Here is a 19,921-nt window from a genome sequence, read left to right on the forward strand (position 1 = left end):
GGGCGTGCAGCGGCGCATCGGTCTTGCCTTCCTCGGGGTCCGCGCCCCGTGGCGTATCTCCCGACCGGAGGCCGGGGGATTTGAGAGGACGGCAGGAGTTCCTGGCTCCCACGGCCGTTGAGCCGTGGTCACAGTGGCGGGACCGCACCGGGTTTGCACCGGTTTCCTCCCCTTTGCGCCGTCGCTGGCGTGGACAGACCGCAGGGACTGTCCGGGAGCATCGTACGGCGTGCGGCGTGGCGGGGGGACCCCGCCTTGGAGGGTGCGGAGCGGGAGGGCGCGGGCGGTTGCCTTGCGATTCGCGCAGTTCCCCGCGCCCCTGACCGGGTTGCCCGGTGTGATCCACAAGGCAGCGGCATTCCGGCGGATCGTGGGTATGCTCGCCGCCATGCCACCCACACCCGACGCCGCCCGGCCGGGCCCCGGCGTGCCCGACCGTGGGCGCGAGGACTCCTGCCCGGGGGCCCTTCGTCTACACATGGCCGATGACGGCGCGCTGGCCCGGATCCGGGTGCCCGGCGGACTTCTGACGGTCCGTCAGGCTCTGGTGCTGGCCGACGCCGCGAGCGAGCTGGGCGACGGCTCGCTGGAGACCACCTCGCGCGGCAACGTCCAACTGCGCGGCCTGCCTTCGGACTCCGGCCTGGAGCTGGGCCGCCGACTGCGCGCCGCCGGCCTGCTGCCCTCCGACTCCCACGAGCGCGTCCGCAACATCGTCGCCTCCCCGTCCGCCGGACTCGACGGCGCCGGGTACGCCGACGTCCAGTCCTGGACGCGTGAGCTGGACGCCGCGCTCTGCGCGGCCGACCGGGCCGCCGGGCTGTCGGGCAAGTTCCTCTTCGCCCTCGACGACGGGCGCGGTGACGTCGCCGCCCTCGACGCCGATGTGACATTGATCGCAACCCCGGACGGCGGCTCGCTGCTCCGCTTCGGCCGCGCCACCACCGCCCGGCGGGTACCCGCCGGTGAGGCGGCGCGGTACGCGCTCGCCGGTGCCCTGGAGTTCCTCGACGCGCTACGGGACACCGGCACCGCCGCCTGGCACCTGCGCGACGTGCCCACCCTGCTGGCCCCGGGCGCCGAGCTCGACCCGGGAGCCGAGCCGCTGCCTGTGCTCGACGGCGGGGCGCCGCAGGTGGGGGAGCTGCCCGGCGGGCTCTGTGTCGGCCTGCGGTTCGGGCGGGTGAGTGCCGCGCAGTGGCGGCTGCTGGCGGAGGTAGCGGACGGTGAGCTGCGGGTGACCCCGTGGCGCACCGTCGTGCTCCCCCGTGCTGCGCGCGACCGGCTCGCCGAGCTGGCGCACGCCGGTCTGCGGACCGACCCCGGTTCGCCTTGGGAGCGCGCCACCGCGTGCACCGGTACGCCGGGCTGCGCCAAGTCGCTGGCGGACGTACGGGCCGATGCGGCGCGCGCGCTGTCCGGTGCGGTGGGCGGGGGGCTGTTGCCCGTCCACTGGTCCGGTTGCGAGCGGCGCTGCGGGCATCCGGCGGGGGAGTGGGTGGACGTCCTCGCCACTGGGCAGGGCTACCGCGTGACGGCCCGTCCGGGTGGGACGCCGACTTCGCGGACTTCGCAGGACCTGACGACCGAAGAGATGGCCGAAGCAGTGGCCGAGGCCAGGAGGATCAAGTGATCGACTACGAGAAGGACGGCGCGGAGATCTACCGCCAGTCCTTTGCCACCATCCGCGCCGAGGCCGACCTCGCGGGGCTGCCCGCCGATGTCGCCCAGGTCGCCGTGCGCATGATCCATGCCTGCGGCATGACCGACCTGGTCGAGGACCTGCTCTGGTCGCCCGGCGTGGTGGCGAGCGCGCGAGCCGCGCTGCGCGCCGGTGCGCCGATCCTCTGCGACGTCTCCATGGTTGCGAGCGGTGTCACCCGTAAGCGGCTGCCCGCCGACAACGAGGTGATCTGCACGCTCTCCGACCCGTCGGTGCCCGGGCTCGCCAAGGAGATGGGCAACACCCGCAGCGCCGCCGCCATGGAGCTGTGGCTGCCCCGGCTGGAGGGCGCGGTGGTCGCCGTCGGCAACGCGCCGACCTCGCTCTTCCGGCTGCTGGAGATGATCGAGGCCGGTGCTCCGCGCCCGGCTGCCGTGATCGGCGTCCCGGTCGGTTTCATCGGCGCCGCCGAGTCCAAGCAGGCGCTCGCCGACCACCCCTCGGGCCTGGAGCACCTGGTGGTGCGCGGGCGGCGCGGCGGCAGTGCGATGGCCGCCGCCGCCATCAACGCGATTGCGAGCGAAGTAGAATGACGGATCGTCAGATTGGGAGCCAGGTAGGCAGGCTCTACGGTGTCGGCCTCGGCCCGGGTGACCCGGAGCTGGTCACCGTGCGTGCTGCCGGGCTGATCGGCAAGGCCGACGTGGTGGCGTACCACAGCGCCCGGCACGGCCGGTCGATAGCCCGCTCGATCGCCGAGCCGTACCTGCGCGGCGACCAGATCGAGGAGCAGTTGGTCTACCCGGTCACGGTCGAGACCACCGACCACCCCGGCGGTTACCGGGGCGCGCTGGACGAGTTCTACGAGGAGGCCGCCGCCCGGCTGGCCGCCCACCTGGACGCGGGCCGCGACGTGGTGGTGCTGGCCGAGGGCGACCCGCTGTTCTACGGCTCGTACCAGCACATGCACAAGCGCCTGGCGGACCGTTACCCGACCGAGGTGGTGCCGGGCGTGACCTCCGTCAGCGCCGCCGCCGCCCGGTTGGGCAAGGCGCTGGTGGAGGCCGAGGAGGTGCTGACCATCCTGCCGGGCACGCTGCCCGAGGAGGAGTTGACGGCCCGCCTGGCGTCCACCGACTCCGCCGTCATCATGAAGCTCGGCCGCACCTTCCCGACCGTACGGCGGGCGCTGGAGCGCGCGGGCCGGCTGGACGAGGCCCAGTACGTCGAGCGGGCCACCATGGCGGGCGAGCGTACGGCGCGGCTGGCGGACGTGGACCCCGAGACCGTGCCGTACTTCTCCGTCGCCGTGCTGCCGAGCCGGATCGGGCTCGGCCCGGCGCCCGTGGCGGAGGACGCCGTCGGCGAGGTCGTGGTGGTCGGCCTCGGGCCGGCCGGTCCGCTCTGGCTGACCCCCGAGGCGCGCGGTGAACTCGCCGCCGCCACCGACCTGGTGGGGTACACCACCTACATCGACCGGGTGCCCGTACGGCCCGGCCAGGTGCGGCACGGCTCGGACAACAAGGTCGAGGCGGAGCGCGCCGAGTTCGCCCTCGACCTGGCCCGCCGTGGCCACCGGGTGGCCGTCGTCTCCTCCGGTGACCCCGGCGTCTTCGCGATGGCCACCGCCGTACTGGAGGCCGCCTGCGGCGACCCGTACCGGTCCGTGCCGGTGCGGATCGTCCCCGGGATGACGGCCGCGCACGCTGCCGCCTCCCGCGCGGGCGCCCCGCTCGGCCACGACTACGCGGTCGTCTCGCTCTCCGACCGGCTCAAGCCCTGGGAGGTCGTCGCCCAGCGCCTGCGCGCCGCCGCCGCAGCGGACTTGGTGCTCGCGCTCTACAACCCGGGCTCGCAGAGCCGCACCACCCAGGTCGGCCTGGCCCGGGACCTGCTGCTCGAACACCGCGCCCCGGACACGCCCGTGGTGATGGCCCGGGACGTCGGCGGCCCGACCGAGCGGGTGCGGACGGTCCGGCTGGCGGATCTCGACCCGGCGGAGGTCGACATGCGGACCATCCTGCTGATCGGCTCCTCGCAGACCCAGGCCGTCCGTCGCGACGACGGTACCGAGGTGGTCTGGACCCCGAGGCGGTACCCGCCGGTCTGAGGGTTCCGCCGCTGTCCTGCCCCCACTGGCCAGATGACCAGTGGGGGCACCTCTCGTTTCAGCGCACCTCGTTGCACACCTGCCGCCGAGCGTCACTCACCGGTGGTCATCGGCAGCGCCGTGGGCAGGTCGGACATCGCCTGGATCCGCACCTAACCGAGTGCCGGTGGGTGCTCGGCCGGACGGCGCCCCCAGGCCGAGATCAGCGGCGCGAGTGTCAGGTCGAGTTCGCCCGCGTGGATGGCGGCCAGGTGCGCGTCGATCTCGGCGTCGTCGGCCAGGCCGGCCGCGAGCAGCTCGCCGCGCACGTGCCGGATGGTCGCCGCCTCCAGCCGGTCGCAGGCCGGCCCGCCGACCGGGAAAGAGCCGGCTGCGGCGACATCCACCAAGCCGGCCTCACGCAATGCCCGCGGCAGTGTCCGGCCGTAGCGCAGGTCCGCGCCTCGGCGCGCCAGCAGCTCCCGGACCGCGTCGCGCAGCCGGTTGGCCCGCCGCTGCGCAGGGCCGCTGTCGTCCAGGCATGCCAGTGGCTGCAGAGCGGTGTCGGCGTCCTCGACCAGCAGCCAGCCGCCGGGCCGTAGCGCTGCCGCCATCGTGGCCAACGCGCGAGCCCGGTCGGGTACATGGACCAGCACGAGCCGGGCGTGCACCAGATCGAACGTCCCCGGCTCCGGGGGCGGATCAGCGGCGACGTCGTGCCGGCGCACCTCGTACCCGTCGCCTGCCTTCAGCCACGACGGGTTGATGTCCGTGGCCAGCACGTGCCCGGTCGGACCGACGGCCGCCGCGAGCGCCTCCGGGATACCGGGGCCACCGGCCCCCACTTCCCAGCAGCGCGAGCCGGCCCTGACCCCCAGTCGATCGAAGTGCCCGCGCGTCACACCGTCGAACAGCTCGGCCAGCCAGACGAATCGCTCGCCCGCCTCGGCGCGCGCGTTGTCCAGCAGGTACCCACGGGCGGGAGCGGACTCTCCGCCGAGCGCGGTGGTCCCGCCTGTCGGATCCGGTCGGCCACCGACGTGCGGCGGGCGGTGCGAGGAGGTCATGACCACATGGTCAACCTTCCCAGGCCACCAGCGCCATGACGACGGGAGAGGGATTTCTCACACAGCCGGCGAACCCCGCACGTCCTACAGCACGGTTCTGCACCGTGAAGCGCCGGAAGGGGTACAGGTATCCGGGGCTGAGACCACACACCGACACTGTCCCACTCCCAGGGCTTCCTGCCCGACAGACCGTCATGAACCGGACACCATCCGACTACGCCGAAGCCCTGGGGTCCACATCTGTGCCGGTATGCATGCAGTCATGGACTCCACTTGGTCGGTTTGGTGGAGGCGGGCGAGTCGATCGGCGAGTGCCCTGGACAGCCCACATGACTCGTTCCTGAAAGGGCACGACGGAGGCGATGGCACGGGCAGCAGTGCGAGGTGAGGCCAAGACCCAGGGTCGTCCCCTCGCTTGTTTTCGATGCAGCCCTACAGGTCCTGCTGGATTACCAGGACAGCTGCTGTCGGAGTCGCGTGGCTGAACGGCCGAGCCGTACGGCTGCGGCCACCGGGAGGAACGCCGCAAGGAGGAGGGCCGTCAGCAACGCGATCGCGGTCAGACCGCCGAGCGCCACGGAGCAGATCACCGCGAACGCCGGGACGGTGACGACCGGCGAGAGCAGCAGCAGCGTCGCTTGCCGCTTCTCCCGGCGTACCCACTGCGGGGACTTCCACAGCCGTACGAGTGCGGCGACTGTGGCGGCAAGTGAGAGGAGCGGTCCTGCCACCGGGACGAGTGCGGCCGGCAGTGCCAGGGCGGCCAGGCAGAGGGTGATGGAGGTGTGCCTGCTGGTCTCCGGTGTCGGGTGGTTGCCGGGTTCCTCGGCCAGGGCGGCTGCCGTGATCTCCCCGGGTGTCCCCAGCTGGTCCAGGACACGGCGCACGCTGGTCTCGTCGAGGGTGCCGGACTCCGCCAGTGCCACCTCGATGTGCTCACGCAGATCTGCCAGCAGTTCCTGGCGGCGGGCGTCGGGAAGCGCCGTGGTCCGTTCCTCGATCGAGGACAGGTAGGCCAGTACGAGGGGGTGGGCGAGGGGGTCGTTCACGTCGTCTCTCCAGGGGCGAGGAAGTGGTCGACGGCGTTGCGGAAGGAGGGCCAGTTCGCGGTGAACTCCTCCAGTGCGCTCCGGCCGGCGTCGGTCAGTGTGTAGTACCTGCGCGGCGGTCCGCTCTCGGACTCCTGCAGGTGGGTGTCGGCGAGTCCGGTCCGCCGGAGGCGCGACAGCAAGGGGTAGATCGTGCCCTGGCTGGTTGCCATCACCTCGACCCGGGCAAGCTCCGCCAGTAGCTCCACCCCGTAGCGGGGGCCGTCCCGTAGCAGCGCCAGGACGCAGTACTCGAGCACCCCTTTGCGGAGCTGACTCGCCACCCGGCCGTCCGCTCCAGGGATGCTTGCATTGCCATCTACCATGTAAAGCAAGCTACCACGGTTGGTGCGGATGTCGCGGCATCACCCGGCCGCACCTTGCCTTCGCGTTTCCGGAGCCGGGGCGGAATGCGGATGGCCCCTCGCGGCGTCGTCTGGGACGATCATGCGCGGGGGCCCCGGTGGTGACTCCGTCCGGGGTGAGGGGGAGTGTGGTGGCGCGGCAGCCGGTGAAGTCCGTCGGGGGCATCCTCCGAGATCTGGAGGACGCCCCCGGCGTGAGTTGACGGATCGTCAGGCAGTCGAAGGAATGGGGAAGCTGCGGCGCATCAGTGCGTCGAAGGCGGCGTCCGGGAGGAGGCGACGGGCGATCATGGTCGAGCGGGCCACCATGCCGATCGCGTAACGGGCGCGCGGGTTGCGGGTGGTGGCGGCGCGGACGATCACCTTGGTTGCGGCCTCCGCCGGGACCGCACCGTTGCGGCGGCGGAAGGACCGGTTGGCGTACATGTCCGCGAGCTCGGCGCGGAAGCCCGCGTACGGGTCGTCGGTCGGGCCGAGCTGCATGGTGTCGACCGCCGTGCCCGCGAACTCGGTGATGGTGGGCCCGGGTTGGACGACCACGACCTTGACGCCGAACGGCGCGACCTCCAGTCGCAGCGAGTCGCTGACGGCTTCCACCGCGTGCTTGGTGGCGTGGTAGAAGGCGCCGCCGGGCGGCGAGAACCGTCCGCCCATGGACGAGATGTTGACGATCCGCCCCTGCCCGGCCCGCCGCATGCCCGGCAGTACCAGCTGGGTCATCCGGACCAGCCCGAACACGTTGGTCTCGAACTGGGCGCGGACCTCCTCCGGCGAGGCCAGCTCGACCGGCAGGTGCAGCCCGTACGCGGCGTTGTTGACCAGTAGGTCCACCGCGCCGTGCTCGGCCTCGACCTGGGCGACCGCCGCCGCCATCGACTTCTCGTCGGTCACGTCGAGGGCGAGGGTGGTCAGGCCCTGGGCTTCGAGCTCGGCGAGCGTCTCGGGGCGGCGGGCGGTGGCGTAGACGTGGTAGCCCAGCCGGTGCAGGGCCAGTGCGGTGCGGCGGCCCATGCCGGACGAACAGCCGGTGATCAGAGCGGACTTGGCGGAGGTGGCGGAGGTGGTTCCGGTGCTCATCGGGTGGCCTCTCGGTGCAGGAGGGCCCAGACGGCTTCTTCGGCCTGGGTCAGGGCCTCGGGGGGGAGTTCGGAGATGCCGACGGGGCGAAGGTGTTTGACCAGTCCGGCGAAGGCGCCGAGGGCGAGCGAGACGAGCAACTGCGGGTCGCCGTCGCGGATTTCGCCGGCCTGCTGGCCGCGCACGATGAAGTCGGCGGCGAGGCGGTGGACTTCGGCGGCCAGGGCCTGGCTCTCGGGGGCGAGGAAGGTGTCGTGCTGCTGGTGCTCGATGAAGGCGAAGGCCGCGTGGTGGCGTCCGGCGTAGCGGGTGAAGCCGCGCCAGAACCGCGCGAACTCCTCGCGGGTGCTCCCGGCCGGGCCGCCCTCGGCGAGGGCTTCGGCGAGGTGGGCCAGGAGTTCCCGTTTGGCGTGCTGGAAGGCCGCGTTGCCGAGGGCTTCCTTGCTGGGGAAGTACCGGTAGATGCTGCCGACCCCGACTTGGGCGTGCTGGGCGACGGCGGGCATCTGGGTGCCCTCGTAGGTGCGCTCGGCGAACAGGGCCAGGGCGCTGTCCAGGAGGGTCTGGGGGAGGTCGGGCTTTCGGTTGAGGGCCACGGAATGAATGTTCATTCCGTGAGCCCCGGAAGTCAAGCCTGCCGTACCACCCACGCGACGGCCCCGGCCACGTCCGGCACCTCCGGGACGCCGGCCGGCGCCGGTGGGCGGCGGACGATCACCACCGGGAGGCCGAGTTCGCGGGCGGCGGCGAGTTTGGGGGCGGTGGCGGCGCCACCGCTGTCCTTGGTGACCAGTACGTCGATCCGGTGTTCGCGGAGCACCGCGCGCTCGCCCTCCAGGGTGAAGGGCCCGCGATCGAGCAGCACCTCGGTCCGGGGTGGCATCGGGGCTTCCGGGGCGTCGACGGAACGGGCGAGGAAGAAGAGGTCGGTGAGGTGCGCGAACGCGGCCAGCCCCTGGCGGCCGGTGGTGAGGAAGATCCGTCGGCCGAGGGCGGGGAGGGCCGCCGCCGCTTCGTCCAGGGAACCGACCGGGTGCCAGCTGTCCCCGGCAACCGGTACCCAGCTGGGACGACGCAGCGCCAGCAGGGGAACATGGACCTCGGCGGCCGCAGTGGCCGCGTTGCGACTGATGGTGCCGGCGAAGGGATGAGTGGCGTCGATGAGAGCGTCCACGCGCTGCTCGCGCAGCCAGGCGGCGAGCCCGTCGGGGCCGCCGAACCCGCCGATCCGCACCTCCCCGGTCGGCAGCCGGGGCTCGGCCACCCGTCCCGCCAGCGAACTGGTGATCCGCAGGGCCGGGTCGGCGGCGAGTTCGGCCGCCAGGCGACGGGCTTCGGTGGTGCCGCCCAGGATCAGTACGTGCTTCGGGACGCGCATCGGAACTCCAGGGGATCTTCGTGGTTGAGGCGGGCGGCGTGACGGGCAGTGCGACGGGCGGTGCCACGGATGGTTGGACCGGCGGGGTGGTCGGCGAGGTGGTCGGCAGTAGGGCGGAGCAGCTGCGGAGCAGCGGGCTGCGGCACGGCTGGACGACGGGCGCCTGCGCGACGGCGGCGACCGCCGCCGCGTACACCGCGCTGCTGACCGGCGAGTTCCCCGACCCGGTGACGATCACGCTGCCCAAGGGGCAGCGGCCCGCATTCGCGCTCGCCGCCGAGGAGTTGACGGAGTGTCAGGCCATGGCCGGCATCGTGAAGGACGCCGGGGACGACCCGGACGTCACCCACGGCGCGCTGATCCGCTCGACGGTCCGGCTCGGGGAATGCGGCACCGGAGTGGTGTTCCGGGCGGGCCCCGGCGTGGGGACGGTCACCAAGGCCGGGCTGCCGCTCGCGGTCGGCGAACCCGCGATCAACCCGGTGCCCCGGCAGATGATCCGCGACGCCGTCGCTGGGATCGCGGCCCGGCACGGCGGCAGCGGGGACGTGGAGGTGGAGATCTCCGTCGACCACGGCGAGGAGATCGCCCGCTCCACCTGGAACCCGCGCCTCGGCATCCTCGGCGGGCTCTCGATCCTCGGTACCACCGGCATCGTCGTCCCGTACTCCTGCTCCGCCTGGATCGACTCGATCCGGCGTGGCATCGACGTGGCCCGCGCGGCGGGTCGCACGCATGTCGCCGGGTGCACCGGCTCGACGTCCGAGAAGGTCGCCGTCGCCGTGCACGGCCTGCCCGAGGACGCCCTGCTCGACATGGGCGACTTCGCGGGTGCGGTGCTCAAGTACCTCAAGCGCCACCCCGTGCCGAGGCTGACCGTCGCCGGGGGCTTCGCCAAGCTCTCCAAGCTCGCCGCCGGGCATCTCGACCTGCACTCCGCCCGCTCGCAGGTCGACAAGGGCTACCTGGCCGGCCTGGCCCGCGAGGGCGGCGCGGACGAGGCGTTGGTCGCCGCAGTCGCGGCCGCGAACACCGGTCTGGAGGCCGTGCAGCTGTGCTCGGCTGCCGGTGTGCCGCTCGGTGACTTGGTTGCTCAAGGTGCGAGGAGCACCGCGCTCGGCGTTCTTCGGGGGTCGCCGGTCGAGGTGGACGTCATCTGTATCGATCGTGCGGGGGCCATCGTCGGACGAGCGGGTTAGCGGGGTGACCAGGGGCGCGAGGGGCTGAACGATGCGGGAGAGCGCGGGTTGGCGCCTTCCGGTTTCGCGCAGTTCCCCGCGCCCCTGGGGTACCCGATCCTGATCGGTCAGCTGCACGACTCGTGGGGCCGGTCGCGGTCGGTGGAGTAGAGGTGGCTGTCGCGGAACTGCTCTGCGGCGAGGGTGCGGCCGACCAGGATGACGGCGGTGCGCAGGACGCCCGACTCCTTCACCTGCGCGGCGATGTCGCCCAGGGTCCCGCGCAGGACCAGTTCGTCCGGGCGGCTGGCCATCGCGACCACGGCGGCCGGGCAGTCGGCGCCGTAGTACGGCAGCAGCTCCTCGACGACGCTCTCCACGTAGCGGGTCGCCAGGTGCAGCACCAGCAGTGCGCCGCTACGGCCGAGGGTGGCGAGGTCCTCGCCCTCGGGCATCGGGGTGGCCTGGCGGGCGACGCGGGTCAGGATCACCGTCTGACCCACCGTCGGGATGGTCAGCTCGCGCTTCAGCGCGGCAGCGGCGGCGGCGAAGGCGGGTACCCCCGGGACGACGTCGTACGGGATGCCGACGGCGTCGAGCCGCCGCATCTGCTCGGCGACGGCGCTGAACACCGACGGGTCGCCGGAGTGCAGCCGGGCGACGTCGTGGCCCTCCGCGTGGGCCCGGACCAGCTCGGCGATGATCTGGTCGAGGTTGAGGTCGGCGGTGTCGATCAGCCGGGCGTCCGGGCGGCACTCGGCCAGCAGCTCGCGCGGGACCAGGCTGCCCGCGTACAGGCAGACCCCGCTGGCGGCCAGGATGCGCTGCCCGCGCAGGGTGATCAGGTCGGCGGCGCCGGGGCCGGCCCCGATGAAGTGGACGGTCACTGGTCTTCTCCTAGGGGTAGGGCTTACGGCGAGGGCTTTACGGCGGACCACTGGGTGACCGCCATCGCCTGCCGCCAGCCGGTGAAGCCTCCGACGGGTACCGCGTGTGCGACCGCCAGCCGCAGCAACTCGCCGCCGTGGCGGTGGTACCACTCGGTCAGCAGCGCCTCGGACTCGAGCGTCACCGTGTTGGCGACCAGTCGGCCGCCCGGTCGCAGCGCGTCCCAGCAGGCCGCCAGCAGCCCGGGCGCGGTCAGCCCGCCGCCGATGAACACCGCGTCGGGGGTCGGCAGGCCCGCGAGCGCGTCGGGGGCCGGGCCGGTGACGACCTGAAGCCTCGGCACGCCCAGGGCGGCCGCGTTCCGGCCGATCCGCTCGGCTCGGACGGGGTCGCGCTCCACGCTGACGGCCCGGCACTCGCGGTGCGACCGCAGCCACTCGATCGCGATGCTGCCCGAGCCGCCGCCGACGTCCCAGAGCAGCTCGCCCGGTACGGGCGCGAGGGTGGCCAGGGTCGCGGCGCGGATGTGACGCTTGGTGAGCTGCCCGTCCGACTCGTACGCGTCGTCCGGCAGCCCGGGCACGAGCGAGCGGCGGGGTGCCTCGGGGGCGGCCGCGCACTGGACGGCGACGAGGTTGAGCGGGTCGCCGGGCGGGTGGGGCCAGCCGTCGGCGGGGCCCTCGTACCGGCGCTCGGCCGGGCCGCCGAGCTGCTCGAGCACCTGCAGCCGACTGGGACCGTAGCCGCGTTCGGTGAGCAGGGCGGCGACGGCGGCGGGCGTCGTGGCATCCGCGCTGAGCACCAGCAGGCGGCGGCCGGGGTGCAGCGCGAGGGCGAGTGAGTCCAGCGGCCGCCCGACCAGGCTCACCATCTCGGTGTCCTCCAGCGGCCAGCCGAGCCGGGCGCAGGCGTACGAGACGGAGGAGGGGTGCGGCAGGACCCGCAGCCGGTCGGGGCCGACGGTCTCGGCGAGGGCGCGGCCGATGCCGAAGAACATCGGGTCGCCGCTGGCCAGGACGGCGAGGCGTTGCCCGGCGTGCGCGGCGAGCAGTCCGGCCACGGCGGGCCGGAGCGGGGACGGCCAGGGCACCCGTGCGGCGGGCACCTCGGGCGGCAGCAGGTCGAGCTGGCGCGGCGCGCCCAGCACGGCGTCGGCTTCGCGCAGCGCGTCGCGGGAGGTGTCGGCGAGGCCGGGCCAGCCGTCGGCGCCGATCCCGACGACGCTGATCGGGTGGGTCGGGCGGGCCGGGGGGTGGTCCATCGGGTCGTCCGGTGGCACCGGGGCTGCGGCGGTGGCCAACGGGTACTCCTCGGGTCCTCGCAGGTCGGAATGGGCAGCCGCAGCCTACCTGGGGGTACCGGTGGCGGGGTTGGGCGGCCGGGGAGAACCCGCGTGGGCCGGATGCGGGTCGGTGTTTGTTCGTGGCAGCTGCAGACTGTCGGACACATCTTGTCGATATGGTCGATATGATTGTCGGTCGACGCACGGCCGGCTGGTCGATCGGGTACGGGGGATGATCGCGAATGAGCTTTTTCGGGGAGCTGGGCAAGGACCTGGAGGGCCTGGTCTCGGATGCCCCACTCGGCGGCATACGGGCCGAGCTGGAGGCGCTGGCCACCCAAGTGGGTGATATCTCCAAGGAGTTGGACCACGCCAGGGGATCGGTGCAGTGGACGGGTGCGGCGGCTGACGCCTTCCACGCGCACGCTGCGCAGCGCATCAAGGACCTGCACGACCTCGTCCGGGAGCTGGACGGCGCGGCAGCGGCGGCAGGTGCTGTGGTCGTCGTGGGCGGTCTGCTCTGACGGTCCGTCCGTCCAGAAAATCTGTGCCGGTAATCAACGGGGGGATCAACGAATATGTCAGGCGGACAGCAGTACCGGGTGTCCCCGGAGCAGCTCGACCAACTCGCCGCCGGCTGGCAGGCCGAGGCGGCCAAGCTCCAGCAGGTGGCCCAGAAGGTCGAGTCGGTTCTCGGTGAGTTCGGGCGGGCCGAGCTCACCACGCTGATCAGCCGGGGGTTGCTCGCTGCCGAGGCGGTGGTGCTGGCCGAACGCCTGGTCAAGGAGGCCGGAGAGACGGCGGGCACGCTCGCCGCCGCGCTGCATCAGGATGCCACGGGGATCACGCAGTGCGCCAACAACTACCGCGAGGCCGACGAGGAGGCCGGAAGGCACCTGCATGACGGGCAGGGGTCCGGGTCGGTCGTACCGCCCAAGCAGCCGACGGGCCCGGGCGGCCCGGGTGCTTCGGGCGGCTCGGGTGGTTCGGGTGCTCCCGGGCACGGGGGCCATGGCGGGCAGCACGGTGGTCAGGGTGCCAGTGGCGGCGGTGGTGCCAGTGGTGGCGGTGATGGCTCGCAGGCTCCGCTGCCGAAGGGAAACTACGCCAACCGCGAGCAGGTCATGGCGTGGATCAACCAGGCGTTCGACATCCTGAAGGCCAACGGGGTGCCGGCCGACAAGCTCAACGCCGAGGGCGTGCTGCTGATGATCGAGAACGAGTCGAGCGGCAACCCGGAGGCCGTCAACAACTGGGACAGCAACGCCAGGGCCGGCCACCCGTCCAAGGGGCTGATGCAGACCATCGACTCGACCTTCGACTCGAACAAGCTCCCCGGCCACAACGACATCTACAACCCGGTGGACAACATCATCGCCGGGACCCGCTATGCGCTGGGCCGTTACGGATCGATCGACAACGTGCCCGGCGTGAAGGCGGTCAGCGAGGGGAAGAAGTACGTCGGTTACTGACTCCCGGGGGGACGCTTGAAGGGACCTTCGCGAGTCGGGCCTTCGCGAGTGGGGCTTTCACGACTGGGACCTGCGCGAGTGGGGCCTTCACGAGAGGTCGGGGTGCGCTTGTTCTCGTTCAGGTGGAGGGCCCGGAGGGCGACCTCGGTGGCGAACCGGTCGTCGGGGTCGGCCAGTTGGTCGCCGAAGGTGCGGTCCAGGAGGCGCATGCGGTAGCGGACGGTCTGGGGGTGGACGCCGAGGATCCCGGCCATCTGGACGGCCGTGCCACGGGTGGTCAGCCAGGTCCGCAGGGTGTCGATCAGGCGGTGCTGCTGGGTCGGGGTCAGGCCGGTCAGCGGGCTGAGGTAGCGGTCGGCCAACTGCCTGATCAGGCCGGGATCACCGAGCAGCCAGAGCGGCAACAGGTGGTCCTCGCAGTGGGCGACCGGCTGGGCGTCGATCAGTCCGGCCTCCGCGAGGGAGAGGGTGTGGCGGGCCCAGCGCAGTGAGTCCGCCGCCTCACTCAGCGGAGTGGTGAGCCCGACGGCCGCCCGGCAGCCGGTGAGCGCGGTCTGCAGCGAGTCGCGTCGTCGGTCGTCCAGCGGGCCGGGGATCAGCAAGTGCGGTTCCGGGTCGGCGAAGTCGAGCAGGATGTCCTTGTCCAGAGCCGTCCTGGACGGGGTGTTCTCGACCCGCAGGGCGACCAGGGTGACCTCCTGCGGCAGCGGCCACCCGGCGTGCTCCGCGAGTTCGGCGAGTGCACTGCGGGCCACGGACGACCCGGTCAGGATCCGGCGCAGCAGCCGTCTGCGTCGGTTGTCCGGCTCCTCGCCGAGCTCGGCCATTGCCTGTAGGTAGCCCTCGCGCGACAGTTCGGCGATGTCGCCCATGTACGCGAAGAGCGCGTCGGCGAAGGCGAGCATGACGGTGACGGACAGGTTGTAGCGCTTGCCGACGGTCCGCACCCGCCGCAGGGCGACCTGGCAGCCGATCCGGTACGCGGCCTGGAGCATGTCCAGGCTCCGCCCCTCGTACGCCTCGAACCGTCCGAAACGGCGGCAGATCTCGTCGCGTAACGAGGTGGTCGCCGTCGGGGCCGCGATCTGGTCGACGAAGGTCGCGATGTTCTGCTCGATGCCGACCCGGATCACCCGGGCGTTCGGGCCGTCCAGCAGCTGTGCGTACTCGGGGATGGCCGCGACGATCTCGGACGCCATCTCCTTGAGCAGGCTGGGTAGTTCGGGCCGCATGATCGCGGCGAACTCGCGCGGGATCGGTCCCAGCGGATCGGCGTGCTCGGAGGTCTGTCTCGCTACGGCCATGCGTGTCCCCCTGACTCTCCGACGACGTGGGGGCCGCCGACCGGTCCGGGTGGGGGACAGGGCGGGTCCGCTGCGGTCGCAGGCGTCGGAGGCATCGGTAACGAGCGCGCGCCCCGACGCGCCGGGGTGGGGGAGCGGCGGACCCGGCGAGGCGCGTAGCGTACAAACTCATGCTGGCTCGGTGAAAGATAGACCACCAAGTCACCCCGGCGCAGCACCCGTGACAAGGAAACCTTCCGGTCGGCCGCTGCTCCGCCCCGGCCGGCTGCCGACCGGCGCTCGGGAGCGGTGCTCATTTCCTTATAAGGGCGAAGTCTGTTCTGTTGCTTGGGAGATAAAAAAATACCCGAGAGTAAGGTCGCGCGCGGAATCTCCGACGGGACTGTTGCGCGGCCCAGTTACTGATGCGTAACGTCCCGTTCCATGACGGTGGCCGAGTGGATTCGGCGCAACGTCCCAGGTGGCGAGCCACGATCGGAATTCCCTGCGGCGACCGTGAGCGGGTTTCGGTTTATCAGGTGCGTCAACTCCCGAACAACGTCAAACCACGTCAACTCCCAGAGAGGATCAGCACGTGCACAAGCTGACCAAGAGCACCATGGTTGCCGCCGCCGCACTCACCGCGGCGCTCGGACTCACCGCTGGTTCGGCCTCGGCGTCCGGCACCTGGACGGCCACCCCCGGCGGGGCGTGGACCGCGAAGGCGAGCTCGCCCAAGCTGACCGACACCTCGACCGGCACGCAGCTGAGTTGCTCCTCCTCCAGCGCGGCGGGCACGCTCCACAGCGGCTCGGGCCTCTCCGGCACCGGCATCTCCTCCATCACCTCGGTGGCCTGGACCAGCTGCTCCGGCCCGTTCGGCATCACCTTCTCGGTGACCGCCAACGGCCTGCCGTGGGCCCTCAACGCGGTGAGCTACAACTCCTCCACCGGCGTGACCACCGGCACCATATCGGGGGTCAAGGCCCACATCAGCGGCGCCGGCTGCACGGCGGACTTCGCCGGCACCAGCAGCACCAGCCCCGCCACCCTCACCGGCACCTACACCAACTCCAGCCACACGCTGAGCCTCAGCGGCGGGAACCTGCACGCGTACAACGTCTCGGGATCCTGCCTCGGTCTGCTCAACACCGGGGACTCCGCGACCTACGTCGCCAACTACGTCCTCGCCGGATCGCAGACGATCACCTCGCCGTGATCTGAACCGTGCTCTGAGCCGTCATCTGAGCCGTGATCTGAGCCGTGATCTGAACACCCGCACGGCGGAGGGGACTTCGTGACCCGGGCTCCCGGGCTGCGAGGTCCCTGTCGCTTGCCCGGCTGCCTGCCTGACGGCCTGCCCGGGTTGCTCAGTGGAGGACAATCCTCCGCTACGGATTTGTCATCCGGTGACAAGAAATCCGAGCGGGGTGAGATCGCGGAACATTCCTGTGTTCGATCACTTGTCGCTGCTTGTTACCGGCCCGTATCGTCCTGCGTCCCGAACGAATTCGCCCAGGAACCATCGCCCGCCGGAGAATCACGCCCGCCGGATCACGCTCGGCGGAACACCCGTAGCGAGTCACGCCCAGACCGAGGCCGAGGAGTGCAGCGATGAGGGATGCAGTGGTCCGGCACCGCTCGGTGCGGCTGGCGGCCGTCGCGGTGGCCGGGCTGCTCGCGGGGTTGCTGCCCGGCGTCGAGTCGGCCTCGGGCGGCCAGGCCGGGCGGGTGTCGCTGACGTACAACTGCCGTTTCCCGGGCGGTGAACAGGATGTTTCGGTCGGCCTCGAGCAGTCCTACCCGGCCGTCGGGGCGGTCGAAAAGTCCATCCAGCCCGGTCCGTTGACGTTGACAGTGGCGCTCGCGCGGGCCGGCTCGGCGGTGCTGCTCCCGCCGGGCACGGTGGCGGTCGGCGGTACGGCCGGCCTGGCCGTCCGGATCACGCAGGGTACCTCCCGGGCGGACGCCGACTGGAACGGGCTGGCCGCGCCATCAACTCCGTTGGTGGGCAAGGGGGATCTGGTACTCACCTTCGCCGGCCCGGTGGCTCCCGTGAGCGTGACGGCGGGTGGCGCGGTCACCTTCGCGGCCGGTGACCTTGTGCTGGACCTGCTGGCCGAACGAGCCGGGCCGACCCCCACGCCGACCCCCACGCCGTCCCCGTCCCCGTCCGCGTCCCCGGCCTCGACCTTGGCGCCGCCGCCCGTTTCTGCTTCGGCGCCCCCGAAGGCGACGCCCCCGGCGGTCAAGACCCCGGCGCAGCCGGCTCCGGCCGCGCCGGTCGAGCTGGCCGTCTCGTGCGCTCTGCGGGCTGCTGGGGGAGCCCAGTTGGGTACCGTCCCCGTGCCGCTGGTCGGTCCGTCGCCCACCCCCGCGAAGCCGTCGGCGTCCACCTCCGCATCGTCACGGCTGCCCTCTGCACCGCCGTCGGCGACGGCTGCCGGGACGCCGAGCGGGACCGGCAGCATCAGGATCGCCCCGGCCTTCCACTCGGGCCGGCACGACTGCCCACCCCCTCCGGTCGGCGAGTTGGACAAGTCCAGGCTGCCGCCGGTGCCTCCGGGTGCGTTCGTCATCGTCCCGCCCAGTCCGCCGTCACCCGCCTGTGCCTATGCGGTCGGGTATGCCAACGTGGCGAAGCTCGGCCAGGCGTCGGTGGTCAACGATCCGGCGAAGAACCCGGCGATGGTCGTCCTGAACATGTCCAGGCGCTTCGTGCTGGACAACCCGGCCCAGTACATCGAGCAGGACGCCCTGGGCACGTTGACCCTGCCGGTCGCCGACACGACCTTCCTCACCTACGGCTTCATCCCCACCACCGCGAAGATGGAGCTGAAGCCGGTCGGTCTGATGACGATCGTGGTGACCGGCAGCACGGTGTGGCAGCAGCCGATCGAGTTCACCATCGGCGGCTACCAGACGATGCGCCTCTTCGACGTCAGGGTCAACGGCACTCCGCTGGACGTCGGGCCCGACTGCCACACGGCCTCGAACATCAACCTGGTGCTCAGGGGCAAGGAGGACTCCTACCTCCCCGGCGGTGGCAACGGGCAGCCCGACTACTCGATCCAGGGCGGCGGCCCGTTGAGCCAGACCGACCTCTACATACCGGAGTTCACCGGCTGTGGCACCCACGGCGAGAACCTGGACGCCCTGTTCACCGCCGCCGTCTCCGGTCCGGCGAACTCCCTCAACCTCATCCAGGCGCCGCTCTGTACCCCGGACGGCACCACGGACCCCTCGAACGGGTGCTATCCGGAGATCCAGATTCCAGAACTTCCGCACCGCCGCTGATAGTTGTCTCCGCTGGAGCCCCTGGGAGGTGTCATGGGAATCGAAGTGATCGTCGAGGGTCTGACGAAGTCCTTCGGACAGCAGACCGTCTGGGAGGATGTGACGCTCACTCTGCCGCCCGGTGAGGTCAGTGTGATGCTCGGTCCGTCGGGGACGGGCAAGACGGTCTTCCTCAAGTCGGTGATCGGGCTGCTCAAGCCCGAGCGGGGCCGGGTGTTGGTCAACGGCGTCGACATGGTGAACAGCCCCGAGCGGGACGTCTACGAGGCGCGCAAGCTGTTCGGCCTGATGTTCCAGGACGGCGCGCTCTTCGGGTCGATGAACCTGTTCGACAACATCGCCTTTCCGCTGCGTGAGCACACTCGCAGAAAGGAGTCCGAGATCCGCCGGATCGTCATGGAGCGGATGGACATGGTCGGACTCCTGGGCGCCGAGCGGAAGTTGCCCGGTGAGATCTCCGGCGGGATGCGCAAGCGCGCCGGTCTGGCCCGCGCACTGGTACTGGACCCGCAGATCATCCTCTGCGACGAGCCGGACTCCGGGCTCGACCCGGTGCGGACCTCCTACCTCTCGCAGCTCCTGATCGATCTCAACGCGCAGATCGACGCCACCATGCTGATCGTCACCCACAATCTCGACATCGCCGCGACCGTGCCGGACAACATGGGCATGCTGTTCCGGCGCCGGCTGGTCGCCTTCGGCCCGCGTGAACTGCTGCTCACCAGTGAGGAACCGGTGGTGGAGCAGTTCCTCAGCGGTCGGCGGGCCGGCCCGATCGGCATGTCGGAGGAGAAGGACGAGGCCGCCCTCGCCCTGGAGCAGCGGGAAGCGCTGCCGACCCCGCCGCGCCGGGCGCTCGTCCCGCAGCTGGAGCCGTCGGCGGGTCTCGGGCCCAGGCAGGCGGTGCAGCGGCGCCGGGCGCGGGTGCTGGCGATGTGGGACCAACTGCCGCCCGCAGCACGGGAGGCGGTCCGGGCCGGGCTCGCCTCCGTACCGGGAGAGTCGGTATGACGGCCCCCGCGCAGTTGCCCGGCCTCGGCGCCCTGCGGCAGACCGGGCAGCTCTTCCAGCTCTCCGCGACGACCGTCCGGGACACCTTCCGGCGGCCGTTCCAAGTGCGTGAGCTGATCGAGCAGTTCTGGTTCGTGGCCAGCGTGACCATCCTGCCCGCCGCCCTGGTCTCGATCCCGTTCGGTGCCGTGATCGCCCTCCAGGTCGGTTCGCTGGCCCAGCAGTTGGGCGCGCAGTCGTTCACCGGTGGAGCGAGTGTGCTCGCGGTGATCCAGCAGGCCAGCCCGCTGATCGTCGCACTGCTGATCGCGGGGGCGGGCGGAGCGGCGATCTGCGCCGACCTCGGGTCGCGCAAGATCCGGGAGGAGCTGGACGCGATGGCGGTGATGGGAGTGTCGCCCATCCAACGGCTGGTCGTGCCACGCGTGTTGGCGACCATGCTGGTCGCCGTCCTGCTCAACGGGCTGGTCTCGGTGGTCGGCACGCTGGGCGGCTACTTCTTCAACGTGATCATGCAGCACGGCACGCCCGGCGCGTACCTCTCCAGCTTCTCGGCCCTCGCCCAGCTCCCCGACCTCTACGTCAGCGAGTTCAAGGCGCTGGTCTTCGGCTTCATCGCCGGCATCGTCGCCGCCTACCGGGGGCTGAACCCGCGCGGCGGGCCGAAGGGCGTCGGGGACGCCGTCAACCAGTCGGTGGTCATCACCTTCCTGCTCCTGTTCCTGGTGAACGTCGTGATCACCGGCATCTACCTCCAGATCGTCCCGCAGAAGGGAGCCTGAG

19 protein-coding genes and 1 riboswitch are annotated in these 19,921 nt (G+C 71.7%); of the genes, 10 read left to right on the top strand and 9 right to left on the bottom strand.

From position 1 onward, the window contains the following. Nucleotides 1–72 precede the first annotated feature (72 nt). Nucleotides 73–198: riboswitch (cobalamin riboswitch) on the bottom strand. A 190-nt stretch (nucleotides 199–388) separates the two neighbouring features. Genes P3T29_RS14255 through P3T29_RS14265 form a run of 3 tightly spaced genes read left to right on the top strand, consistent with a single transcriptional unit; the run spans nucleotide 389 to nucleotide 3,773 of the window. Then, nucleotides 389–1,633 (top strand): cobalamin biosynthesis protein CobG, encoded by a 1,245-nt coding sequence (locus P3T29_RS14255; RefSeq protein ID WP_280716788.1) that lies wholly within the window; start codon nucleotides 389–391, stop codon nucleotides 1,631–1,633. Next, nucleotides 1,630–2,256, top strand: a complete 627-nt coding sequence (locus P3T29_RS14260; RefSeq protein ID WP_280716789.1) for a precorrin-8X methylmutase — start codon at nucleotides 1,630–1,632, stop codon at nucleotides 2,254–2,256. The genes P3T29_RS14255 and P3T29_RS14260 overlap by 4 nt, the downstream gene beginning before the upstream one ends. Continuing rightward, nucleotides 2,253–3,773 (top strand): precorrin-2 C(20)-methyltransferase, encoded by a 1,521-nt coding sequence (locus P3T29_RS14265; RefSeq protein ID WP_280716790.1) that lies wholly within the window; start codon nucleotides 2,253–2,255, stop codon nucleotides 3,771–3,773. Before P3T29_RS14260 ends, P3T29_RS14265 begins: the two co-directional genes overlap by 4 nt. A gap of 152 nt (nucleotides 3,774–3,925) precedes the next feature. Here the strand turns inward: P3T29_RS14265 and P3T29_RS14270 are convergent, their stop codons facing one another. The 6 genes from P3T29_RS14270 to P3T29_RS14295 all read right to left on the bottom strand — a co-directional run bounded on the left by P3T29_RS14270 (nucleotide 3,926) and on the right by P3T29_RS14295 (nucleotide 8,727). Beyond that, entirely contained in the window at nucleotides 3,926–4,819 is an 894-nt protein-coding gene (locus P3T29_RS14270; protein ID WP_280716791.1) for a methyltransferase domain-containing protein, read from the bottom strand. Nucleotides 4,820–5,268: 449 nt separating this feature from the next. Then, on the bottom strand, nucleotides 5,269–5,868 hold the full coding sequence (locus P3T29_RS14275; protein WP_280716792.1) for a hypothetical protein: 600 nt from the start codon (nucleotides 5,866–5,868) through the stop codon (nucleotides 5,269–5,271). Next, entirely contained in the window at nucleotides 5,865–6,233 is a 369-nt protein-coding gene (locus P3T29_RS14280; protein ID WP_280716793.1) for a PadR family transcriptional regulator, read from the bottom strand. The genes P3T29_RS14275 and P3T29_RS14280 overlap by 4 nt, the downstream gene beginning before the upstream one ends. 249 nt (nucleotides 6,234–6,482) lie before the next feature. Further along, nucleotides 6,483–7,349, bottom strand: a complete 867-nt coding sequence (locus P3T29_RS14285; protein WP_280716794.1) for an oxidoreductase — start codon at nucleotides 7,347–7,349, stop codon at nucleotides 6,483–6,485. Continuing rightward, a complete protein-coding gene (locus tag P3T29_RS14290; RefSeq protein ID WP_280716795.1) occupies nucleotides 7,346–7,945 on the bottom strand; it encodes a TetR/AcrR family transcriptional regulator in 600 nt (199 codons plus the stop codon). Before P3T29_RS14290 ends, P3T29_RS14285 begins: the two co-directional genes overlap by 4 nt. A 32-nt stretch (nucleotides 7,946–7,977) precedes the next feature. Next, complete coding sequence (locus P3T29_RS14295) at nucleotides 7,978–8,727, bottom strand: cobalt-precorrin-6A reductase (RefSeq protein WP_280716796.1); 750 nt, start codon at nucleotides 8,725–8,727, stop codon at nucleotides 7,978–7,980. 98 nt (nucleotides 8,728–8,825) lie between these two features. Between P3T29_RS14295 and P3T29_RS14300 the strand changes: the two genes are divergently transcribed. Continuing rightward, complete coding sequence (locus P3T29_RS14300; protein WP_280716888.1) at nucleotides 8,826–9,926, top strand: cobalt-precorrin-5B (C(1))-methyltransferase; 1,101 nt, start codon at nucleotides 8,826–8,828, stop codon at nucleotides 9,924–9,926. 107 nt (nucleotides 9,927–10,033) lie between these two features. Here the strand turns inward: P3T29_RS14300 and cobM are convergent, their stop codons facing one another. After that, nucleotides 10,034–10,792: a precorrin-4 C(11)-methyltransferase gene (gene cobM / locus P3T29_RS14305; protein ID WP_280716797.1), complete on the bottom strand. Its 759-nt coding sequence runs from the start codon at nucleotides 10,790–10,792 to the stop codon at nucleotides 10,034–10,036. A 23-nt stretch (nucleotides 10,793–10,815) separates the two neighbouring features. Continuing rightward, complete coding sequence (cbiE, locus tag P3T29_RS14310) at nucleotides 10,816–12,054, bottom strand: precorrin-6y C5,15-methyltransferase (decarboxylating) subunit CbiE (protein ID WP_280716889.1); 1,239 nt, start codon at nucleotides 12,052–12,054, stop codon at nucleotides 10,816–10,818. 263 nt (nucleotides 12,055–12,317) lie between these two features. Here cbiE and P3T29_RS14315 point away from each other — a divergent pair, with 263 nt between their 5' ends. Both P3T29_RS14315 and P3T29_RS14320 read left to right on the top strand, forming a co-directional pair. Continuing rightward, the gene (locus P3T29_RS14315) at nucleotides 12,318–12,599 is read left to right on the top strand and encodes a hypothetical protein (protein ID WP_280716798.1); all 282 of its coding nucleotides are present in this window, start codon (nucleotides 12,318–12,320) and stop codon (nucleotides 12,597–12,599) included. Nucleotides 12,600–12,653: 54 nt separating this feature from the next. After that, complete coding sequence (locus tag P3T29_RS14320) at nucleotides 12,654–13,547, top strand: transglycosylase SLT domain-containing protein (protein WP_280716799.1); 894 nt, start codon at nucleotides 12,654–12,656, stop codon at nucleotides 13,545–13,547. Here P3T29_RS14320 and P3T29_RS14325 read toward each other — a convergent pair. Then, nucleotides 13,541–14,851, bottom strand: a complete 1,311-nt coding sequence (locus P3T29_RS14325; protein WP_280716800.1) for a helix-turn-helix domain-containing protein — start codon at nucleotides 14,849–14,851, stop codon at nucleotides 13,541–13,543. The genes P3T29_RS14320 and P3T29_RS14325 overlap by 7 nt on opposite strands. A 574-nt stretch (nucleotides 14,852–15,425) precedes the next feature. Here P3T29_RS14325 and P3T29_RS14330 point away from each other — a divergent pair. The 4 genes from P3T29_RS14330 to P3T29_RS14345 all read left to right on the top strand — a co-directional run bounded on the left by P3T29_RS14330 (nucleotide 15,426) and on the right by P3T29_RS14345 (nucleotide 19,920). Further along, nucleotides 15,426–16,049, top strand: coding sequence for a hypothetical protein (locus P3T29_RS14330; RefSeq protein WP_280716801.1), 624 nt, complete (start codon nucleotides 15,426–15,428; stop codon nucleotides 16,047–16,049). A 395-nt stretch (nucleotides 16,050–16,444) separates the two neighbouring features. Beyond that, nucleotides 16,445–18,127 (top strand): DUF6801 domain-containing protein, encoded by a 1,683-nt coding sequence (locus P3T29_RS14335; protein ID WP_280716802.1) that lies wholly within the window; start codon nucleotides 16,445–16,447, stop codon nucleotides 18,125–18,127. A gap of 33 nt (nucleotides 18,128–18,160) precedes the next feature. Further along, a complete protein-coding gene (locus tag P3T29_RS14340; protein WP_280716803.1) occupies nucleotides 18,161–19,138 on the top strand; it encodes an ATP-binding cassette domain-containing protein in 978 nt (325 codons plus the stop codon). After that, complete coding sequence (locus P3T29_RS14345) at nucleotides 19,135–19,920, top strand: ABC transporter permease (protein WP_280716804.1); 786 nt, start codon at nucleotides 19,135–19,137, stop codon at nucleotides 19,918–19,920. The genes P3T29_RS14340 and P3T29_RS14345 overlap by 4 nt, the downstream gene beginning before the upstream one ends. The last annotated feature ends 1 nt before the right edge of the window (nucleotide 19,921 follow it).

This window comes from Kitasatospora sp. MAP5-34 (genome assembly GCF_029894335.1).
Lineage (GTDB): Bacteria > Actinomycetota > Actinomycetes > Streptomycetales > Streptomycetaceae > Kitasatospora.

Bases quoted from the DNA above. Each gene is read 5' to 3' on its own strand.
- P3T29_RS14345 (WP_280716804.1), top strand. From the start codon at position 19,135: ATGACGGCCCCCGCGCAGTTGCCCGGCCTCGGCGCCCTGCGGCAGACC.
- P3T29_RS14265 (WP_280716790.1), top strand. From the start codon at position 2,253: ATGACGGATCGTCAGATTGGGAGCCAGGTAGGCAGGCTCTACGGTGTC.
- P3T29_RS14340 (WP_280716803.1), top strand. From the start codon at position 18,161: ATGGGAATCGAAGTGATCGTCGAGGGTCTGACGAAGTCCTTCGGACAG.
- P3T29_RS14325 (WP_280716800.1), bottom strand. From the start codon at position 14,851: ATGGCCGTAGCGAGACAGACCTCCGAGCACGCCGATCCGCTGGGACCG.
- cbiE (WP_280716889.1), bottom strand. From the start codon at position 12,054: ATGGACCACCCCCCGGCCCGCCCGACCCACCCGATCAGCGTCGTCGGG.
- P3T29_RS14255 (WP_280716788.1), top strand. From the start codon at position 389: ATGCCACCCACACCCGACGCCGCCCGGCCGGGCCCCGGCGTGCCCGAC.
- P3T29_RS14270 (WP_280716791.1), bottom strand. From the start codon at position 4,819: ATGACCTCCTCGCACCGCCCGCCGCACGTCGGTGGCCGACCGGATCCG.
- P3T29_RS14315 (WP_280716798.1), top strand. From the start codon at position 12,318: ATGAGCTTTTTCGGGGAGCTGGGCAAGGACCTGGAGGGCCTGGTCTCG.
- P3T29_RS14280 (WP_280716793.1), bottom strand. From the start codon at position 6,233: ATGGTAGATGGCAATGCAAGCATCCCTGGAGCGGACGGCCGGGTGGCG.
- P3T29_RS14320 (WP_280716799.1), top strand. From the start codon at position 12,654: ATGTCAGGCGGACAGCAGTACCGGGTGTCCCCGGAGCAGCTCGACCAA.
- P3T29_RS14285 (WP_280716794.1), bottom strand. From the start codon at position 7,349: ATGAGCACCGGAACCACCTCCGCCACCTCCGCCAAGTCCGCTCTGATC.
- P3T29_RS14295 (WP_280716796.1), bottom strand. From the start codon at position 8,727: ATGCGCGTCCCGAAGCACGTACTGATCCTGGGCGGCACCACCGAAGCC.
- P3T29_RS14335 (WP_280716802.1), top strand. From the start codon at position 16,445: ATGAGGGATGCAGTGGTCCGGCACCGCTCGGTGCGGCTGGCGGCCGTC.